Origin of the sequence: Pseudomonas azotoformans, from assembly GCF_900103345.1 — a bacterium.
Taxonomy (GTDB): Bacteria; Pseudomonadota; Gammaproteobacteria; order Pseudomonadales; family Pseudomonadaceae; genus Aquipseudomonas; species Aquipseudomonas azotoformans.
This window is the reverse complement of the sequence record NZ_LT629702.1, coordinates 2,287,996-2,307,563: the sequence shown is the minus strand read 5'-3', so window position 1 is coordinate 2,307,563 and position 19,568 is coordinate 2,287,996. Positions and strand designations below refer to the sequence as shown.

General features: G+C 60.3%; 15 protein-coding genes and 4 tRNA genes. 11 read left to right on the top strand and 8 right to left on the bottom strand.

The genetic code is table 11. The annotated features are described in order from the left end of the window. Positions 1-41: 41 nt before the first annotated feature. The gene (gene hydA / locus BLR69_RS10010; RefSeq protein WP_071493509.1) at positions 42-1,481 is read right to left on the bottom strand and encodes a dihydropyrimidinase; all 1,440 of its coding nucleotides are present in this window, start codon (positions 1,479-1,481) and stop codon (positions 42-44) included. Positions 1,482-2,071: 590 nt separating this feature from the next. Between hydA and BLR69_RS10005 the strand changes: the two genes are divergently transcribed. Further along, positions 2,072-3,559 carry an NCS1 family nucleobase:cation symporter-1 gene (locus BLR69_RS10005; protein WP_071493508.1) on the top strand — a complete coding sequence of 496 codons (1,488 nt, stop codon included), beginning with the start codon at positions 2,072-2,074 and terminating at the stop codon, positions 3,557-3,559. 179 nt (positions 3,560-3,738) lie between these two features. Then, positions 3,739-5,022, top strand: coding sequence for a Zn-dependent hydrolase (locus BLR69_RS10000; protein ID WP_071493507.1), 1,284 nt, complete (start codon positions 3,739-3,741; stop codon positions 5,020-5,022). A 104-nt stretch (positions 5,023-5,126) separates the two neighbouring features. Here the strand turns inward: BLR69_RS10000 and BLR69_RS09995 are convergent, their stop codons facing one another. The 4 genes from BLR69_RS09995 to BLR69_RS09980 form a co-directional block, all read right to left on the bottom strand. Further along, positions 5,127-5,585, bottom strand: a complete 459-nt coding sequence (locus BLR69_RS09995) for an REP-associated tyrosine transposase (RefSeq protein WP_071493506.1) — start codon at positions 5,583-5,585, stop codon at positions 5,127-5,129. Between the two features lie 298 nt (positions 5,586-5,883). Further along, positions 5,884-7,302 carry an efflux transporter outer membrane subunit gene (locus tag BLR69_RS09990; RefSeq protein ID WP_071493505.1) on the bottom strand — a complete coding sequence of 473 codons (1,419 nt, stop codon included), beginning with the start codon at positions 7,300-7,302 and terminating at the stop codon, positions 5,884-5,886. Beyond that, complete coding sequence (locus BLR69_RS09985) at positions 7,286-8,455, bottom strand: efflux RND transporter periplasmic adaptor subunit (protein WP_071493504.1); 1,170 nt, start codon at positions 8,453-8,455, stop codon at positions 7,286-7,288. The genes BLR69_RS09990 and BLR69_RS09985 overlap by 17 nt, the downstream gene beginning before the upstream one ends. Continuing rightward, positions 8,445-11,666, bottom strand: coding sequence for an efflux RND transporter permease subunit (locus BLR69_RS09980; RefSeq protein WP_071493503.1), 3,222 nt, complete (start codon positions 11,664-11,666; stop codon positions 8,445-8,447). The genes BLR69_RS09985 and BLR69_RS09980 overlap by 11 nt, the downstream gene beginning before the upstream one ends. Before the next feature lie 197 nt (positions 11,667-11,863). Here BLR69_RS09980 and BLR69_RS09975 point away from each other — a divergent pair, with 197 nt between their 5' ends. Then, a complete protein-coding gene (locus BLR69_RS09975; protein ID WP_071493502.1) occupies positions 11,864-12,274 on the top strand; it encodes a PA0061/PA0062 family lipoprotein in 411 nt (136 codons plus the stop codon). On the opposite strand, the gene BLR69_RS30935 is transcribed toward BLR69_RS09975, so the two are convergent. Further along, positions 12,271-12,432 carry a hypothetical protein gene (locus BLR69_RS30935; protein ID WP_166794332.1) on the bottom strand — a complete coding sequence of 54 codons (162 nt, stop codon included), beginning with the start codon at positions 12,430-12,432 and terminating at the stop codon, positions 12,271-12,273. The two genes, BLR69_RS09975 and BLR69_RS30935, sit on opposite strands and share 4 nt — an antisense overlap. 327 nt (positions 12,433-12,759) lie before the next feature. On the opposite strand from BLR69_RS30935, the gene BLR69_RS09970 reads away from it, so the two are divergent. Beyond that, positions 12,760-13,422, top strand: a complete 663-nt coding sequence (locus BLR69_RS09970) for a C39 family peptidase (protein ID WP_071493501.1) — start codon at positions 12,760-12,762, stop codon at positions 13,420-13,422. A gap of 37 nt (positions 13,423-13,459) precedes the next feature. Here the strand turns inward: BLR69_RS09970 and pbpG are convergent, their stop codons facing one another. After that, complete coding sequence (pbpG, locus tag BLR69_RS09965; protein WP_071492048.1) at positions 13,460-14,383, bottom strand: D-alanyl-D-alanine endopeptidase; 924 nt, start codon at positions 14,381-14,383, stop codon at positions 13,460-13,462. 207 nt (positions 14,384-14,590) lie between these two features. Continuing rightward, positions 14,591-15,445: a bifunctional methylenetetrahydrofolate dehydrogenase/methenyltetrahydrofolate cyclohydrolase FolD gene (folD, locus tag BLR69_RS09960; protein ID WP_058426811.1), complete on the bottom strand. Its 855-nt coding sequence runs from the start codon at positions 15,443-15,445 to the stop codon at positions 14,591-14,593. Between the two features lie 279 nt (positions 15,446-15,724). Here folD and BLR69_RS09955 point away from each other — a divergent pair. The 7 genes from BLR69_RS09955 to clpP all read left to right on the top strand — a co-directional run bounded on the left by BLR69_RS09955 (position 15,725) and on the right by clpP (position 19,493). Next, positions 15,725-15,801 (top strand) — tRNA-Arg (locus BLR69_RS09955). 32 nt (positions 15,802-15,833) lie between these two features. After that, positions 15,834-15,909: transfer RNA gene (locus tag BLR69_RS09950), tRNA-His, on the top strand. 56 nt (positions 15,910-15,965) lie between these two features. Further along, a tRNA-Leu gene (locus tag BLR69_RS09945) sits at positions 15,966-16,050 on the top strand. Positions 16,051-16,128: 78 nt separating this feature from the next. Beyond that, a tRNA-His gene (locus BLR69_RS09940) sits at positions 16,129-16,204 on the top strand. Between the two features lie 180 nt (positions 16,205-16,384). Further along, positions 16,385-16,972 (top strand): RNA polymerase sigma factor, encoded by a 588-nt coding sequence (locus BLR69_RS09935; protein WP_232000970.1) that lies wholly within the window; start codon positions 16,385-16,387, stop codon positions 16,970-16,972. Positions 16,973-17,455: 483 nt separating this feature from the next. Then, positions 17,456-18,766: a trigger factor gene (tig, locus tag BLR69_RS09930; RefSeq protein ID WP_071493499.1), complete on the top strand. Its 1,311-nt coding sequence runs from the start codon at positions 17,456-17,458 to the stop codon at positions 18,764-18,766. 91 nt (positions 18,767-18,857) lie between these two features. Then, positions 18,858-19,493 (top strand): ATP-dependent Clp endopeptidase proteolytic subunit ClpP, encoded by a 636-nt coding sequence (gene clpP / locus BLR69_RS09925; RefSeq protein WP_003238276.1) that lies wholly within the window; start codon positions 18,858-18,860, stop codon positions 19,491-19,493. Positions 19,494-19,568 lie beyond the last annotated feature (75 nt).

Here is a 19,568-nt window from a genome sequence, read left to right as displayed (position 1 = left end):
ATGGGGTCAATGTGGGAGGGGGCTTGCCCCCGATAGCGGTCTCAGCGCTTCACAGCTACTGGCCTGGAATGCTCAGCCCGCTTGCTCAACTGCTCGAACACCGGCGGATACGCCGGCCGCTCCACATAACGCCCGGCCCCGCGCTCGGCGCGCAGGTCGCCATCGGCCCAGACCAGCTTGCCCTGGCTGATGGTATGGCTGGGCACGCCGCGTACGGTCTTGCCTTCGAAGATGTTGAAGTCGACCTGCTGGTGATGGGTCTTGGCCGAAATGGTCCGCGTGCCCTGTGGGTCCCACAGCACCAGGTCGGCATCCGCACCCACGCGTATCGCGCCTTTGCGTGGGTAGAGGTTGAAGATTTTCGCGGTGTTGGTGGAGGTCAGCGCCACGAACTCCTGCATCGACAGGCGCCCGGTGTTGACGCCTTCGTCCCACAACAGCGCCATGCGGTCTTCGATACCGGCGGTGCCGTTGGGGATCTTGCTGAAGTCGTCACGCCCGGCAGCTTTTTGCTCGGCGCAGAAGCAGCAGTGGTCGGTGGCGGTGGTGTGCAGGTTGCCTGATTGCAGGCCGTGCCACAGTGCATCCTGGTGCCCGCGTGGGCGGAACGGCGGGCTCATCACGTAGCCGGCGGCGGTCTGCCAGTCGGGGTGCTGGTAGACGCTGTCGTCCAGCAACAGGTGACCGGCGAGGACTTCACCGTAGACCGGTTGGCCTTTGGCACGGGCGTAGGTGATCTCATCCAGCGCTTCTTTGGTGGAGACGTGCACCAGGTACAACGGCGTGCCGAGGGTCTCGGCGATGCGGATCGCGCGGCTGGCCGCTTCGCCTTCCACTTGCGACGGACGCGACAGCGGGTGCGCTTCCGGCCCGGTGATGCCCTGGGCCATCAGCTTGCGTTGCAGGTGATACACCAGCTCGCCGTTTTCCGCGTGCACGGTGGGCACCGCGCCCAATTCCAGGCAGCGCTCGAAGCTGGCGACCAGGGTGTCATCCGCCGCCATGATCGCGTTCTTGTAGGCCATGAAATGCTTGAAGCTGTTGATGCCGTGGTGGCTGACCAGCTCGGCCATTTCCTCGCGCACCTGCTCGCTCCACCAGGTGATCGCCACATGGAAGCCATAGTCAGAGGAGGACTTTTCCGCCCAGCCGCGCCACTGGTGAAACGCCTCCAGCAAGGATTGCTGCGGGTTGGGAATCACGAAATCGATGATCGACGTGGTGCCCCCCGCCAGGCCCGCCGCCGTACCACTGAAAAAGTCTTCACTGGCCACGGTGCCCATGAAGGGCAGTTGCATATGGGTATGGGGGTCGATGCCGCCGGGCATCAAGTATTGGCCGCTGCCATCGAGTAGTTCAGTGCCGGCGGGTATATCCAGGTTCGTACCAATAGCCCGGATTAGACCGTCTGCGCACAACACATCGGCGCGGTAACTTTCATCATGGGTAATAACGGTGGCGCCACGGATCAACAGCGACATGTCGAGTTCCTCACAGGCTTGACCGGCTTGTGCCAGTTCTAAGTGTTGTAGTGCTGCTTGCCGATGGTCGGTTAATTCCTGTCATCGGTGACAGGAATAGAAGCTAGCCCGAGTTTTTCGATTGGGCAAGAAGATTTTTTATAAGCTTATATTGTTTTCAGGCTATTGATTTATAAGGATAAAAATCAATAATCACCAAAATGTAGCGGCTTCTCACCATTTTGACGCACTTGACAGGTTCTTAAATTGAGCAACATTTCTTATTGCAAATCAGACGCTTGAGACATGCCTCTTGACGGGCAGGGGAAATAAAAATAATTGTGTTGCACCAGATTGAGTCCTGATGGTTCGGGCAACTTCCGCACTATTTAGCCTGAGTAAGGCGGCAAGTAACGAAGGCGCAATCGGAAAGCTGATTAACATCAGCCAGTTATATAAGCGGTGTGGGTTCGATGTTGGTTGTCGGCACGGTTATTGAGTGCAGAGGCGGCTGGCCGGACCCGTGATGTCATGTTGTTTACGAGGTACTCCGGCCGCCTGCAGTCAACTGCAGGCGCGCAACAATAATTCGAAAAAACTGTGGAGCGGCCATGCAACAGAACAGATCGCAAGTCATTGAACGCAACGGCCTGTACGAACTCGACGCCGGCCCCGACGTCCTCGACAGCCCTCGCTACAACCACGACATGGCGCCGACCAAGGTGCACGAACGCACCTGGAACAAGTGGCACATCACTGCGCTGTGGGTCGGTATGTCGATCTGCGTGCCGACCTACACGTTGGGCGGGGTGCTCACCGCGTATTTCGGGTTGTCGGTGGGCGAGGCGCTGATGGCGATCCTGCTCGCGAACATCGTGGTGCTGATCCCGCTGACCCTCAATGCGTTCCCTGGCACGAAGTACGGCATACCGTTTCCGGTGCTGTTGCGTTCGTCGTTTGGCATCCTCGGTTCGAACGTGCCGTGCCTGATTCGGGCACTGGTGGCGTGCGGGTGGTTTGGTATCCAGACGATGTTCGGCGGGCTGGCGATCCACCTGTTCTTGGGTTCGATTTTCGAGGGCTGGAAATCCCTCGGCGGCACGGGTGAAGTGATTGGCTTCATGATTTTCTGGTGCCTGAATTTGTGGGTGGTGCTGCGCGGTGCCGAATCGATCAAGCGCCTTGAAACCCTGTCGGCGCCGCTGCTGGTGGCGGTGGGGATCGGCCTGCTGGTGTGGGCGATGCCCAACGTGTCGATCAGCGAATTGATGGCGATCCCGCCCAAGCGTCCGGAGGGGGCGAGCCTGACCGGTTACTTCATGGCCGGGCTTACGGCGATGGTGGGGTTCTGGGCCACCTTGTCGCTGAACATTCCTGACTTCAGCCGCTACGCCAAAAGCCAGAAGGACCAGATCCTCGGGCAGATTTTCGGCCTGCCACTGACCATGTTCCTGTTCGCCGCCCTCGGCGTGATCATGACCGCCGCTTCGGTGAAACTGGTGGGCGTGAGCGTGTCCGACCCGGTGACCCTGATCGGGCACATCCAGAGCCCGGTGTGGGTGGCCGTGGCCATGGCGCTGATCATCGTCGCCACCTTGTCCACCAACACGGCGGCGAACATCGTCTCGCCCACCAATGACTTCCAGAACATCGCGCCCAAGCTAATCAACCGCACCACGGCGGTGATCCTCACTGGCCTGGTGGGGTTGGCGTTGATGGCCCATGAGCTGCTGAAAAAACTCGGCCTGATCGTTTCCGATGTGAGCCTGGAGACCGTCTACTCCAACTGGTTGCTCGGCTATTCCAGCCTGTTGGGGCCGATCGCCGGGATCATGGTGGTGGACTATTTCATCACGCGCAAACAGCAACTCGACCTGGCCGGCTTGTATCGCGATGACGTGTACCCGGCATGGAACTGGAGCGGTTTCATCGCGTTCGGCGTGCCGGTGGTGCTGACCTTGCTGTCGTTGGGCAGCGATGCGTTCAGCTGGTTCTACAGCTATGGCTGGTTTACCGGTTCGGCGCTGGGTGGGTTGTTGTATTACGGCCTGAATGCCAAGCGCGGGGCCAGCCCGGTCGCGGTGAAAACACCACTGTAGATAATTTGAAATGCAATCCACATGTGGGAGCGGGCTTGCTCGCGAATGCGGTCTTTCAGGCGACATTTGCAGCGACTGACACGGCCCCTTCGCGAGCAAGCCCGCTCCCACATGTATGAACGCATTCCATTGATGGAATTGAGTCAATCCATAAGAAATGTAGCCTGAGGAGATCCCCCATGAACGCTGCCCTCGACGTTCTGCAATCGACCCATCAGCACATCAACCGTGACCGCTTGTGGCAATCCTTGATGGACCTGGCCAGGCTTGGCGCCACGCCCAAGGGTGGCGTGTGTCGCCTGGCCCTTACCGACCTCGACCGCAAGGCCCGCGACCTGTTCGTGCAGTGGTGCGAAGACGCCGGCTGCTCCGTGACCATCGACGGTATCGGTAACATCTTCGCCCGCCGCCCCGGGCGCAACCCCAACCTGCCGCCGGTGATGACCGGCAGCCATATCGACACCCAGCCCACCGGCGGCAAATTCGATGGTTGCTTCGGCGTGCTGGCGGGGGTGGAAGTGCTGCGTACGCTCAATGACCTCAGGTTGGAAACCGAAGCACCGCTGGAAGTGGTGGTGTGGACCAACGAAGAAGGCTCGCGCTTTCCGCCATGCATGATGGGCTCAGGGGTGTTCGCCGAGAAGTTCACCTTGGCCGATACTTTGGCCAAGGTCGATGTGGACGGCGTCAGTGTGGGCGATGCGCTGAACGCGATTGGCTATGCGGGCTCGCGACCTGTGAGTGGGCATAAGGTAGGCGCGTATTTCGAAGCGCATATCGAACAAGGGCCGATTCTTGAGGATGAGAAGAAGATTATTGGTGTCGTGCTCGGCGCACTGGGGCAGAAGTGGTTCGACCTGAAACTGCGCGGCGTCGAAGCGCATGCGGGGCCGACGCCGATGCACCTGCGCAAGGATGCCCTGGTAGGCGCGGCAGCGGTGGTGGCGGCGGTGAATGCGGCGGCGTTGGGGCATCAACCGCACGCGTGTGGGACGGTGGGTTGCCTGCAGGCTTATCCGGGGTCGCGCAACGTTATCCCTGGCGAAGTGCGCATGACCCTGGACTTCCGTCACCTGGAGCCGGCACGCCTGGACTCGATGATTGGCGAGGTGCGCACGGTCATTGAAGACACCTGTGCCAAACATGGCCTCAGTTTTGAGATGGAGCCCACCGCTGACTTCCCGCCGCTGTATTTCGACAAAGGCTGCGTAGAAGCGGTGCGCAATGCGGCGAATGGCCTGGGCTTGTCGAACATGGACATTGTCAGTGGGGCAGGGCACGACGCGATCTTCGTCGCCGAACTGGGCCCGGCGGGGATGATCTTCGTGCCGTGTGAAGGTGGCATCAGCCACAACGAAATCGAGAATGCCGCACCGGATGACCTGGCTGCTGGGTGTGCGGTTCTATTACGCGCAATGGTGGCAGCTTCCGCCGCAATCGCCAGCGGCAAGTTAGCCGCCTGAAATACGGTAGAAAAAATGTGGGAGGGGGCTTGCCCCCGATAGCGGTGGGTCAGTCACCCTGTTATCGGGGGCAGCCCCCTCCCACATTTGAACAGTGTGTGATGTTAGATCCAGATGGCATCCCACAATGGGTAGTCGCCGATCTTTTTCACCAGGCCTGCTCTCAATGGATTGGCCACTACATACCTCGCCATCTTCACTAGATCATCCTCATTGCGCAGTGCGCGGTCATGAAAGCTTTCCTGCCAGAGTCTTCCCTTGCGTCCGCTTAGGCCGTTGACGGACCGCGTGCTCTTGGATTTCACCTGCCGCATCAGGTCCGCCAACGAGCCTTTTTTCAACTCAATAAGCCAATGAAAGTGGTCAGGCATGATCACCCACGCCAGGGAGTTTGCGAGCCCTCGGTACTGAGCCAGGCGAAACTGCCAGACCACCAGTCGACCGAGGTGGAAGTCGCTGAATATCGGTAGGCGTTCGTGGGTGTTGGTGGTGATCAGGTAAATGCGGTTGGGTTCGCTGAAGCGTCCGATGCGCAGCCGATGTGAAGCGGGTAAATCTGCCATTCCCTGGCCCTCTCAAGGTGTGTTCAGAGAGGCTAGATCGGGGTGTAAGAGGCTGACGGGCTGGCCTTTGGCAGGATGTGTCTGGAAGAACGCCATCGGGGGCAAGCCCCCTCACACATTGGTTCCGCGGTGTTCATACATTGTGTGTCTGGCACAGGAGCAGGGTGGGGGGCAAGCCCCCTCCCACATTGGTTCTGCGGCGTTCATACATTGTGTGTCTGGCACAGGACAAGTGTGGGAGGGGGCTTGCCCCCGATAGCAGTCGTTCAGTTGACAGTTATGTGACTGACCCACCGTATCAGGCACCCGGCTGCCAGCCACCACCCAGCGCAGTCACCAACCCCACACTCGCCTGCAACTGCCGCGTCTGCACCGCCTGCAACGTGCGCTGCGCCTGTAACGCTGCCGTCTGCGCCGTCACCACATCCAGATAACTCACGGCCCCCGCCTCGTAGCTGTTCATCGCCAGCGCCTGGGTGTGCTGCGCCGCATCCGCTGCTGCCTGCTCATCCAGGGCTTCCTGCTGCAGATCGCGCAATTGCCCCAGATTATCTTCCACCTCGCGCACGGCCTTCAGCACCTGGCTACGGTACTGCGCCGATGCCTCTTCAAACTCGGCCTTGGCCTGGCGCTCGTTGGCGCTCAGGCGGCCGCCGTCGAAGATCGGCAGGTTCACCAGCGGCCCCAGCGCCCAATAGCGATTGCCGGCGGACAGCAGGTTGCCGACGCCTTGCGTCTGCCCGCCAATCAACCCGGTCAGGCTGAAATCCGGGTACCACGCAGCCTTCGCTACACCTATGTTCGCATTGGCGGCAAACACCCGCCGTTCCGCCGCTGCAATGTCCGGTCGACGTTGCAGGAGATGGCTTGGCAGCTGCGATGGGATGCCCGGCAGTGCAATCAATTGCGGGCTCGGCGGCAGGGAGAAATCGCTGGCCGCCACGCCCACCAGTTCACCGATGGCATGCTCGGTCAGGTTGCGTTGCCCGCGGACTTCATCCAGTTGGGCCTTGGCTTCGGCGAGTTGGTTCTGTGCACGCGTCAGGTCCAGCTCCGAAGCAATCTGGCCCTCGTACCGGCTGCGGGTCAGTTGCAGCGCCTGGCTGAAATCATCCAGCGAACTGTTGAGGATCCGCGCCTGTGCATCCAGCCCATTGAGCTGCACATACAGGCTTGCCAACTGGTGCTGCAGGCTCAGGCGCGCCACCGCCAGGTCATCCCCCGACGCTTGCGCCTGGGCGTCACCCGCCGCCACCTGGTTGCGAATTTTGCCCCATAGGTCCAGGTCATAACTCAGCGAGAAACCCGCGGTGTTGCTGTTGTACACCGACGGCTGCGTGGTCCCCCGCAGTGGCCGCGAGTCCGATTGGCGCTGGCGCAACGGCTGCGCGCTGGCGGTTATCTGCGGGAACAGTCCGGCATGCAGTTGGCTGGCGTACGCCTGGGACCCATCGAAGTGCGCCAGCGCCGCCGCCAGGTCCGGGTTGGCGTTAAGCAGTTGTTGTTGCAGATCGCTCAGGCGGGAATCGTGGTAGAGCTTCCACCATTCGGGTGCCAGTTGGTCGGACGGTTGCGCGCTGTGCCAGGGACCGTCGCTGGTCTGCTCGCGGTAGTTCGCAGGCAGGTCAATCGGCGGCACCTTGTAGGTGGGCGCCATCGAGCAACCCTGTAGAGCCAGCAACATCAGGGCGCAGAGGGGCTTAAGCCTTGGGCGCATGCGCACCTCCAGCGGCGTCGGCCAGTTGCACCGGGTCGCCTTCGCGCAGGGCGTCGGGCGGGTTATCGACCACACGGTCGGCGGGTTTCAGGCCTTGGTCGATGACCAGGCGTTCACCGAGGTCGAGGCCGATATGGATGTCCTGCAAGTGCACATGATTCTGCGCATCCAGCACCGCCACTTGGGTGCCCTGGGCGCGGAAGATCAACGCGCTGGCCGGGATGCTCACGCCATGGGTGTCCGCCGGAATCGGTAGGGTCGCTTCGGCGTAGTCACCGGGTAGCAGCTCGCCGTTGGGGTTGTCGGCCACGAACTGCGCGAGCAGGGTGCCGGAACGACGGTCGATGGCGGTGGAGTCGCCGATCAGGCGCGCCTTGAAGTGCTCGCCGGGATGCTCGGGCACGGTCAGTTCGGCTTCCAGGCCGGGGTGGATGACCGCCGCGTAGTTCTGCGGCACCGGCACATACAGGCGCAGTTGGTGGGTGTCGGCGATGTTGAACAGCTCCGGGTCGCTGTCGGTGTCGGCCTTGATCAACTGGCCGATATCGGTGTTACGTGCAGTGATGGTGCCGGCGAACGGCGCGCGGATAGTCTTGTAGCTTTCCAGTGCGGTCAGCCTGGCGTAGTCGGCAGCGGCGGCCTCGGCGTTGGCTTTGGCGGCAGCGGCATTCGAGGTTTTTTCATCGGCCTCCTGGCGCGACACCGAGTGGCTCGCCAGCAGGTTCTGCCAGCGCGTGGCGGTGGTGGCGGCCAGGCGTGCGTTGGCCTGTTCCTGCACCAGGCGTGCGTGGGTCTGCGCCAGTTGTTGGTCGAGGTCGGGGCTGTCGATCTCGGCGAGGACTTGGCCGGCTTTGACCCGGGTGCCGATGTCGGCTTTCCAGTCCTTGAGGTAGCCGCTGACGCGGGCATGGATCGGCGCCTTGCTCCAGGCCTCCAGGTGAGCCGGCAGGCGCAGGGTATCGCCGGTCGCGTTCTGCTGCGGTTGGAACACCATCACCTGCGGGATGGCGGCGGTTTCGGTCCAGGCGGTGACCGATTGTTCGTGCAAGGTGCGGGCATGCAGGCCGTTGGCGACCAACAGGGCGGCCAGGGTCAGGCCGCCGACACCCATGAGCATCAGACGCTTGCGCGAGGGTTTGTGATCAGACGACATGAGGCGTTTCTCCAGCAGTTGCGCGAGTAGGGTGGCGCCCGTGGACCAGGCTGAAGACCACGGGAACAAACAACAGGGTGGCGGTGGTGGCGAGGATCAGGCCACCGATCACCGCACGGCCAAGCGGGGCGTTCTGTTCTTCGGACATCGCCAGGGGCAACATGCCGATGATCATCGCCAGGGCGGTCATGCACACCGGACGGAAGCGCGTGTAGCCGGCTTCCAGGGCGGCCTTGAGTGCGTCGCCATGTTCGGCCAGGCGTTCGCGGCAGAAGCTCACCACCAGGATCGAGTTGGCCGTAGCGACGCCCATGCACAGGATGGCGCCGGTCAGTGCCGGCACCGACAAGGACGTGCCGCTGAGGAACAGCATCCACACGATCCCCGCCAGCGCCGCCGGCAAAGCGGTGATGATCACGAACGGGTCGACCCACGACTGGAAGTTGACCACGATCAGCAGGTAGATCAGCACCACTGCACCGAGCAGGCCAAAGCTCAGGCCGCTGAACGCCTCATGCAACGCATCGATCTGCCCATGCAGGCTGATCACCGCGCCCTTGGGACGCATGGAGGCGGTGTCATCCAGCACTTTCTGCACGTCGCGGGCGACGCCGCCGAGGTCGCGCCCTTGTACGTTGGCGTACAGGTCGAGGGTCGGCTCGATGTTGTAGTGGGTGACCACCGCCGGGCTTTGCACGCGGGAGATGGTGGCTACGCCGCCGAGGATCTGCGACTGGCCGTCGGCACCGGTCACCGGCAGGGCTTCCAGCGAGGGCAGGCTGTCGAGGCGGTATTGCGGGGTAGCCGCGACGATGGAGTAGGACACGCCGTTGGCCGGGTTGAGCCAGAACGTCGGCGCCACCTGGGAACTGCCGGCGAGGGAGGCGACCATGCTGTTGGTCACGTCACGCTCGGTGATGCCCAGGCCATTGGCGCGCAGGCGGTCGACATTCACCTGCAGCGACGGGTAACCGGTGGACTGCTGGATACGCAGGTCGGCGATGCCGGGTACATGCTGCAGGCGGCGCTCCAGTTCTACCGCATAGGCGCGGTTCTCTTCGTCGTTGCGCCCGGAGATTTTCACGTCCAGCGGGGCCGGGGCGCCGAAGTTGAGGATCTGGCTGCTGATGTCCGCCGGCAGGAAGGCGAAGTGGCTGCCGGGAAAGCTTTCCGGCAAGGCTTCACGCAGTTTTTTCACGTAGTCGGCAGTGGGCGCGTGGACTTTTTTCAGGGTGACCTGGATATCGCCATCCTGCGGGCCGATGGTGCCGCTGCTGCTGTAGGCCATGTCGATGCCGCTGAGCGGAATGCCGATGTTGTCGACGATGGTGTCCAGTTCTTCGGCGGGGATGACCTCACGAATCCGCGCTTCGATACGGTCGAAGGCCGCGGCGCTTTCTTCGATACGCGTGCCCAGTGGCAGGCGTACGTGCAGGGCCAGGGCGCCGGCGTCGGTGGCCGGGAAGAAATCCTGGCCCAGGCTCGGCAGCAGCAGGAAGGACGTCAGCACACAGGCCAGGAAGCCGACGATAAAACGCTTGCGGTTGCCCAGCGCCAAGGTCAGCAGGCCGTGATAGGTGTCGCGGATATTCGAGAAATGACGCTCGAATCCCTGTTGGAAATTCAGCACCGATTGCAGCACGCGGTTGCGCGGTTTTTGGTGCTGCTCGCCCTCATGATGGTTGATGAACTCATCTTCCGGGTGATGCCCGGCGCCTGGCTCCGGCGTATGCGGCTTGAGCAGGAACATCGCCAGGGTCGGCACCAGCGTACGCGAGAGGATGAACGAACTGGCCATGGCAAAGATCACCGCCAGGGCCATCGGCCGGAACAGATAACCGGCGATGCCTTGCAGCAAAAACATCGGCACGAACACGATGCAGATACACAGCAGCGAGACGAACGCCGGGTCGACAATTTGCGCGGCGCCGTCGAGGATCGCGGTCTTCACCGCCTTGCCTTGTTCCAGGTGCCAGTTGATGTTCTCAATGGTCACCGTGGCATCGTCCACCAGGATCCCGACCGCCAGCGCCAGCCCACCCAGGGTCATCACGTTGAGGGTTTGCCCGCTGGCCGCCAGCAACGCGATGGCCGAGAGCACGGCCAGGGGAATCGACGCGGCGATGATCAGCGTCGAACGCCAGCTGCCGAGGAACAGCAGGATCATCGCACTGGTCAGCAGTGCGGCAATGATGCCTTCCTGGGCCACGCTGCCCACCGATTGCTTGACGAACACCGATGCGTCGCCCAGCAGCGAGGTCTTCAGTGACGGCGGCAGGGTTTCGTTGATGCGCGGCAGCATCTGGCGGATGCCATCGATGATCGACAGCGTGGAGATGTTGCCGTTTTTCAGCGCCGGCATCAGCACGGCGCGGTGGCCGTCGACGCGCACGATGTTGGTCTGCGGTGGCGAGCCGTCACGTACGTGCGCCACCTGACCGATGGTGATCAGCGCGCCGTCGACGGTCTTGATCGGCAGGTCGTTGAGTTCGTCGATGGCCTTGGGGCTGTTATTGAGCAGGATCGTGTATTCGTTGGGGCCGAGTTTGGCGGTGCCCACCGGGATGATCTGGTTTTGCAGGGCGAGTGCGTTGCCGACGTCCTGCGCCGACAGGCCTTTGGCAGCCAGCGCCTGCGGGTCGAGGTCGAGGGTGATCTGGCGTTGCTTGCCACCCATCGGCGTCGGCATGGCCAGGCCGGGCAGGGCGCTGAGGGGCAGGCGGATGTTGTTCTGCACCAGGTCGCGGATCCTGGCTTCCGAGAGGCTGGGGCTGGAGAACGCCATTTGCAGGATCGGCACCGTGGAGGCGCTGTAGTTGAGGATCAGCGGCGGCGTGATGCCGGGTGGCATTTGCTTGAGCACGGTTTGTGAAACCGCCGTCACCTGTGCGTTGGCGGTGCGGATATCCACGCCGGGCTGGAAGAAGATCTTGACGATGCCCATGCCGGGCAGCGATTGCGATTCGATGTGTTCGATGTCGTTGACGGTGGTGCTCAGGGAGCGTTCGTAGGTGTAGATCACCCGACCGGCCATGGCGTCCGGCGACAGGCCGTTGTACTGCCAGACCACGGCGACCACGGGGATGCCGATATCCGGGAAAACATCCGTGGGGGTACGCAGGGCCGCCATCGGCCCGATGATGCAGATGAAGATGGCCAACACGATAAAGGTGTATGGCTTTTGCAGTGCGGTCTTTACCAGCCCGAGCATGCGTGAACCTCCGAAAGGAGCAGGATTGCAAACCCCGGCAGTCTCACGCGACCCACCTAACACGCACCTTTCAGCCAGGTGAAGGAACATTTAGGTAAGGGCTGAAGATCGTTTCATATGTATTCATTTGTTCTACAAAGGGCAGCTCCTCAAGCTTGCAGCCCATCGGACACCTTGTCCTGTTTTGGAGCCCTGCCATGTCACTCAAACCTTTATTGTTGATTCCTGCCCTTGGTGCTGTGCTGTTGTTGTCAGCATGCGCGGGGCCCATCCCCAAGGCTGACCCGAGCGAAGCGTGGATTGGTCTTAAAGAAGAAGCGCCGAATGACTTGATGGCCGAGCGGGTAGACGGCAAGCGCGTGGATGACGGACGCTTTTTTGAGGTGACACCGGGGGATCATCGCCTGGATGTGACGCTGTTCGAGGAAGAGCCTGGCGACGACAACCAACAGGATTGCCAGGGGCGTGTCGAGTACAAGCACTTCAAGGCGGGTGAGCACTACACCCTGGTGGAATCGAGCCTGGGCACCACCGTGCGCGCCTCCTTGATGGACGGCCACGGCAAGGAAGTCGCTGCGACGCAGGACTTTAATTGCATGCCAGGCTAGGCGTGATGCACCGCGGCCTTGTGAGGCTTGGCGGGTACAGCGGATTTGACGTGGGGGTGATGGTGCCGGCGGGTAATGCGCAACACCCCCCACAACATGGCGCCGGCTACCGCCAGCCAACCGCAGATCAACAGAAAAATCGTCGTTACAAGGCTCATTCGGGCCTCCTTTCGCCCCTACGGGCACACACAGTCTTCTCAATGGACAGTCTAGCTACCGGGCGGTTGCCTGCTATTGACCAATGGTCGAGTCCAACCAACTTCTTTGCTCTATTGGCGCTCGCTGACTGGCCTGGTCGGCTATAGGCCCCGCCTTTCACTGTAGGAGCGAGCTTGCTCGCGAAAAATGTCAACGATGACGCGGACTCCCGGGTTTTAGCGGTGCATTCGGGTTTTTCGCGAGCAAGCTCGCTCCTGCAGGAAACATGAAGCGCGATTCGGCTATGATCAGGGCCCACACCGGCAGTTGAACAAGAGAGTAGAAAATTGCGGTTACGGTCAAACCTTCAAACATCTTTATTGTTCGCCTGTGCCCTGGGCCTCGCGGCCTGCTCCTCCACACCGTCGAGGCTGGCGGGCCTGCCGGAGCGAGTCGAGCTCAATGGCGTGCCGACCTTTCGTAGCGAGGCTTATCAGAGCGGTCCTACATCGTTAGCCAGCATGCTGTCGCAACAAGGCATTGTCATGACACCGGGGTTGCTGGATAAGCCGTTGCATTTGCCGGGTGGCGAAGCGGACCTTGAACGCAACATGCAGGTGCTGGCGCGTGAGTACGGGCTGATGGTGTACCCGCTCGATGCGAAGTTGACGGCGGTGCTGGCGCAGGTCGCGGCGGGTTATCCGGTGATGGCGCGGATTGGTGGCGGGCTGTGGTCCGACGCGCACTACGTGGTAGTGGTGGGGTTCAATCAGCAGAAAAGCACGGTGTTGCTGCGCTCAGGCATGGACCGGCGCCTGTTGATGAGCTTTGGCGACTTCGAGTCAAAATGGAAAAGTGCCGGAAACTGGGCAATCCTCACCCAGCGCCCGAGCCAGTTGCCAGCCAATGTCGACGCGCAGCGCTGGCGGGATGCGGCTAACGCGACGGCCCAGGCCGGTCAGGAACGGGCGGCGGCGCAGGCACTGAAGGTGTTGGCGGAGCGCAAATAAAAAACGGCGCTATCAAGCGCCGTTTTTTTATGGTCGGTTATCGACGCGCTTCTGCAGCGTTCGGCCGATTTTTCAGGTTCTTGTCGGCCTTGTAGCGCAACGCCACATCCGGCACCGACCCGCTCTTGCCAGTTTCAACCCAATTGCGGATACGGCTGGCATCGGCAAAGTGGGTGAATTTGCCGAAAGCGTCCAGGATCACCAATGACACCGGGCGGTTGCCCATGCTGGTCACCAGCACCAGGCAGTGGCCGGCCTGGTTGGTGAAGCCGGTCTTGGTCAGCTTGATGTCCCAGTTGGCGCGGTTGATCAGGTGGTCGGTGTTGGAGAAGCCCAGGGTGTAGTTGGGCTTGCGGAACGACACGGTCTTTTCCTTGGTGGTGCTCAACTGGCTGAGCAACGGGTAGTGACGCGCGGCGGCGAGCAATTTGCTCAGGTCCCGGGCGGTGGACACGTTGTGGATCGACAGGCCGGTGGGTTCCACATAGTGAGTACTGGTCATGCCCAGCGCCTTGGCCTTGGCGTTCATCGCGGCGATAAACGCCGGGTAGCCGCCTGGATAGTGGTGCGCCAGGCTGGCGGCGGCACGGTTTTCCGAGGACATCAGCGCGATCAGCAGCATTTCTTTACGCGGCATCTCGCTGCCGATTTTCACGCGGGAAAACACGCCTTTCATTTCCGGCGTGTCCTTGATGTTGATGTCGATGTACTCATCCATGTTCTGTTTGGCTTCCAGCACCACCAGGCCGGTCATCAGCTTGCTCACCGAGGCGATGGGCACCACCACGTCCGGGTTGCTGGAGTAGATGACTTTGTTGGTCTGCAGGTCTACCAGCATGGCGCTGCCGGAGGCGATTTGCAGTTTGGAGGTGTCACGCGGGGCCTGGGTGGTTTCGGCGGCGTGAGCGAAGGTGCCTGTAAACGCAAAAAATAGGCTGACAATAGAGAGACGAATTTTCACGCGGATGAACTCGCTAAAAAGTAAGGAAATACCGTTCGGAAACGGGTTTTGGATAAATGCCGTTACATTTTAGGAGTATGGATCAGAAACTGTCGAATGTTCTTCTAGAACCTGACGAAAGTGCTTAAAAACTAAGAAAAAACAGGATTTATTGCGGGCAATAAAAAGCCCCGCGATAAGGCAGGGCTTTTTCAGTACACCCGGTTATTAAGCGTGCAGGGTCTCTGCGGCGTACAGGGTGTTTTCCAGCAAGCAGGCGCGCGTCATCGGGCCGACACCGCCGGGCACCGGGGTGATCCAGCCGGCACGGGGCAGGGCGGTATCGTACACCACGTCGCCGACCAGCTTGCCGTCTTCCTGGCGGTTGATGCCCACGTCGATCACGATGGCGCCTTCCTTGATCCACTCACCCTTGACCAGGCCCGGCTTGCCGGCGGCGACCACCACCAGGTCGGCGCGGCCAACGTGACCGGCGAGGTCCTTGGTGAAGCGGTGGGTAACGGTCACGGTGCAGCCGGCCAGCAGCAGTTCCATGGCCATCGGGCGGCCGACGATGTTGGACGCGCCGACGACCACGGCGTCGAGGCCGTACAGGTCGACACCGGTGCTTTCCAGCAGGGTCATGATGCCTTTCGGCGTGCACGGGCGCAGCAGCGGGATACGTTGGGCCAGGCGGCCGACGTTATAAGGGTGGAAGCCGTCGACGTCTTTGTCCGGACGAATGCGCTCCAGCAATTTCGAGGCGTCCAGATGCTCGGGCAATGGCAGTTGCAGCAGGATGCCATCGATCTTAGGGTCGTCGTTGAGACCGTCGATCAGGTCGGTAAGGGCCTGCTGGGTGGTCTCGGAAGGCAAGTCGTAGGCCTTGGAGATAAAGCCGACCTCTTCACAGTCTTTACGCTTGTGCGAGACATAAACCTGAGAGGCAGGATCGCTGCCGACCAGGATCACCGCGAGGCCAGGCGTGCGCAGGCCTTGCTGGCTGCGCTCGGTGACTCGTTTGGCGATCTGCTGGCGCAGGCTGGCGGCGATTGATTTGCCGTCGATAAGTTGTGCAGTCATTACGCGTGATTAACCATCGAGAGGGGGAAGAAAAGTGCGCGCATTCTCGCATGCCAAGGCGTGAGGGCAAAGGCGCTTGGTCTGCAAATTGCCCTAACCCCTTAAATAAAATGAATTTTTTTCAAAAAAGATTTGACGGGTTTGGAGGGCGTCTATACTATTCGTCGCACTTGTCGGGCACAGCCTAGCACTGGTTAAGAAGGTCGAGCAGAATAGCGTGTTGTTCTGCAAGGCTGGAAGCACTTAGTTTGTAATCCTCCAAGAGTACAGATTAATAAGGCGCCCGTAGCTCAGCTGGATAGAGCATCCGCCTTCTAAGCGGATGGTCGCAGGTTCGAGTCCTGCCGGGTGCGCCATTAGGCAGCTTTGGCACAAGTAGCGTCAGATGGTGGGCGTAGCTCAGTTGGTAGAGCACGGGATTGTGACTCCCGTTGTCGAGGGTTCGATCCCCTTCGTCCACCCCATATTTTAAAAGGCGCCAGATTAATCGTCTGGCGCCTTTGCTTTAAGAGCTTCAAGCGCGGATGTGGTGGAATTGGTAGACACACTGGATTTAGGTTCCAGCGCCGCGAGGCGTAAGAGTTCGAGTCTCTTCATCCGCACCAATTAAAGCTTCGTTCATGCCTTCGGGCGGGGTGAGGTCAGGCAGGGAAGCAGTTTGAGTTCCTTGTTGATGCAATATGGTGGGCGTAGCTCAGTTGGTAGAGCACGGGATTGTGACTCCCGTTGTCGAGGGTTCGATCCCCTTCGTCCACCCCATATTCGAAAAAGCGCCAGATCATCGATCTGGCGCTTTTTTTTGCATCCGAAAAATGCCCTGTCTCGTATGTATTGGCGAGGACGGCCTTGGGTAGGTCTGAGGCCTCGCGGTTTTCGGGCGCTAACGTCGAGGGCGGTCTAATGTTGGTACGACAACAGGATGGAAGTCGGGAGGTCGCCATGGATGAGGCGCAATTAGTGGGCCGCCTGCTGCGGGGAGAGCAGTCAGCCTACCGTGATTTGGTCAACACTTACCAGGGGGCGATGCGTGCGGTGGCGTGTGCGATTGCAGGTCATCGGCATGTTGACGATGTGGTGCAGGAGGCGTGGCTCGCCATTGTTCGTGGGGTGGGTGGTTTTCAGGGGCGGTCAAGTCTCAAGACTTGGATGTTGACGGTTACTGCCAACAAGGCGAAATGCCGCTATGGGGTGACGCGGCGTGAGGCCCTGTTGGATGGCGGGTTGGGTGGCGAGCGCTTTTGCGCAGTTGGTGGCCAGTGGGTAGGTGGCCCGGTTGGGTGGCATGAAGATACGCCTGAGGCGTTGATCGGCGAAGATGAGTTGCGGCTTTGTATTGAGCAGGCTTTGCAGGAGCTTTCGGTATTGCAGAGTGGTGCGTTGATACTGCGCGAGCGTGTGGGGCTTGAGCTGGATGAAGTCGCCGAGCTTTTGGGGGTAAGTGTGCCCAATGCGCGCGTACTGTTGCATCGGGCACGCCTGCGGGTGTTTGCGGCCATAGAGCGATACGAGGCGTCCGGTAGTTATTGACGCCAAGAAAAAACAAGCATTCTCAATGCCTTGGCGTTAGAATCGCTGCCGGTTTTGAACGTGTAGAACTGATGCTCGGCTATACAGGGGTCAGTACAGCTATTAAATAGCAAATAACGGCGCAGTACCTGAAAAGGGCTGTGCCGTTTTCGTTCAGGCGTTTCGAGTTTCCAGGGCAGGGCGTTTCGTCGTATTTGTGTTTCTCGATGCTGCGAGCCTGCCTGCCGGCCTTGTTCGCAGGGCTGGCGGTCGGGGTCTGCTCGCCGACCCTTCTATATATAGAAGGGTCGTTGCAGAGCCCTGGCGTGACGAGCTGTATTTGCTAACGGGCTGAGGTGCATGAGTGCGCTTGAGCCCATAAATGGCCTGCTGTTTTTTTACCCATTTCCAGCAGGGTGACTTCTTGAGTTTGACCCTCTAGAATGCATGCCCTTGATTGGGGTCGGAAATGGCCGGCTAACGTCTGTGCAACGAGGAATATCCATGCAAGTTTCTGTTGAAAATACTACTGCTATCGAGCGTCGCCTGAGCATCACCGTGCCGGCTGAGCGTATCGAGACTGCGGTCAACAAGCGTCTGCAGCAGACTGCCCAGAAGGCCAAGATCGCTGGTTTCCGTCCGGGCAAAGTGCCGATGAGCGAAATCAAGCGCCGTTTTGGTGCCGACGCGCGCCAGGAAGCTGTAGGTGACGTGATCCAGGCTTCTTTCTACGAAGCGGTCGTTGAGCACAAGCTTAACCCGGCGGGTTCGCCGTCGATCGAGCCTAAGTCCCTGGAAGCAGGTAAAGACCTGGAATACGTTGCCGTATTCGAAGTGTTCCCTGAGTTCACCGTTGCCGGCTTCGATTCCATCGCCGTAGAGCGCCTGAGCGCAGAAGTGGCCGATGCCGACCTGGACAACATGCTGGAAATCCTGCGCAAGCAGAACACCCGTTTCGAAGTGGCTGATCGTGCTGCCCAGAACGAAGACCAACTGAACATCGATTTCGTTGGCAAGGTTGACGGCGAAGTCTTCGCTGGCGGCTCCGCCAAGGGTACTCAGCTGGTGCTGGGTTCCAACCGCATGATCCCAGGTTTTGAAGACGGCCTGGTTGGCGCCAAAGCCGGCGAAGAGCGCGTTCTGAACCTGACCTTCCCTGCTGACTACCAGAACCTGGACCTGGCTGGCAAAGCTGCCGAGTTCACCGTGACCGTCAACAGCGTTTCCGAGCCTAAGCTGCCAGAGCTGAACGAAGAGTTCTTCGCTCAATTCGGCATCAAGGAAACCGGTATCGAAGGCTTCCGTACCGAAGTTCGCAAGAACATGGAGCGCGAGCTGCGTCAGGCCATCAAGTCCAAGGTCAAGAATCAGGTCATGGACGGTCTGCTGGCCGCCAACCCGATCGAAGTGCCTAAGGCCCTGCTGTCCAACGAAGTGGATCGCCTGCGCGTTCAAGCTGTTCAGCAGTTTGGTGGCAACATCAAGCCTGACCAACTGCCGGCTGAGCTGTTCGAAGAGCAAGCCAGGCGCCGCGTCGTGCTGGGCCTGATCGTGGCTGAAGTGGTCAAGCAGTTCGACCTCAAGCCAGACGAAGACCGCGTTCGCGAAATGATCCAGGAAATGGCTTCGGCCTACCAGGAGCCTGAGCAGGTCGTGGCTTGGTACTACAAGAACGATCAGCAACTGAACGAAGTGCGTTCGGTTGTGCTGGAAGAACAAGTTGTGGATACTGTTCTGCAGAAGGCTAAGGTGACCGATAAAGCGGTCTCTTACGAAGAAGCAGTCAAACCGGCGGAAGCAGCACAAGCCGACTGATTGTCCAACTCGTTGGAAATTCAACCATAAGCCAGCCTCGCGCTGGCTTATGCGTTTTCAAGACATGACTATTTGGGAGTAACTGCAGAGCATGTTCCGTAATTCCTATATTCAGCAGAACTCTGATATCCAGGCCGCTGGCGGCCTGGTCCCGATGGTTGTCGAGCAGTCCGCTCGTGGCGAACGCGCCTACGACATCTACTCGCGCCTGCTCAAGGAGCGAGTGATCTTTCTGGTGGGCCCCGTAGAGGACTACATGGCCAACCTGATCTGTGCGCAGCTGCTGTTCCTTGAAGCGGAAAACCCGGACAAGGACATCCATCTCTACATCAACTCCCCAGGCGGTTCGGTAACAGCGGGCATGTCGATCTACGACACCATGCAGTTCATCAAGCCGAACGTGTCGACCACCTGCATCGGCCAGGCCTGCAGCATGGGCGCGTTCCTGCTGACTGCCGGTGCCGAGGGCAAGCGTTTCTGCCTGCCTAACTCGCGCGTGATGATTCACCAGCCACTGGGCGGTTTCCAGGGCCAGGCGTCGGATATCGAAATTCACGCCAAGGAAATCCTGTTTATCCGCGAGCGTCTCAACACGCTGATGGCCAAGCACAGTGGGCACACGCTGGAAGAAATCGAGCGTGATACCAACCGCGACAACTTCATGAGTGCAGAGGCCGCACGTGCGTACGGGCTGATCGACGCAGTGATCGAAAAGCGCCCCGCTTAATATAAGCCGCTCAAAATAGGGCTGGTCGGCATGTCCGACCACTGGCGGGCTTGAAAAAGCCCGCATAAGCCTTCA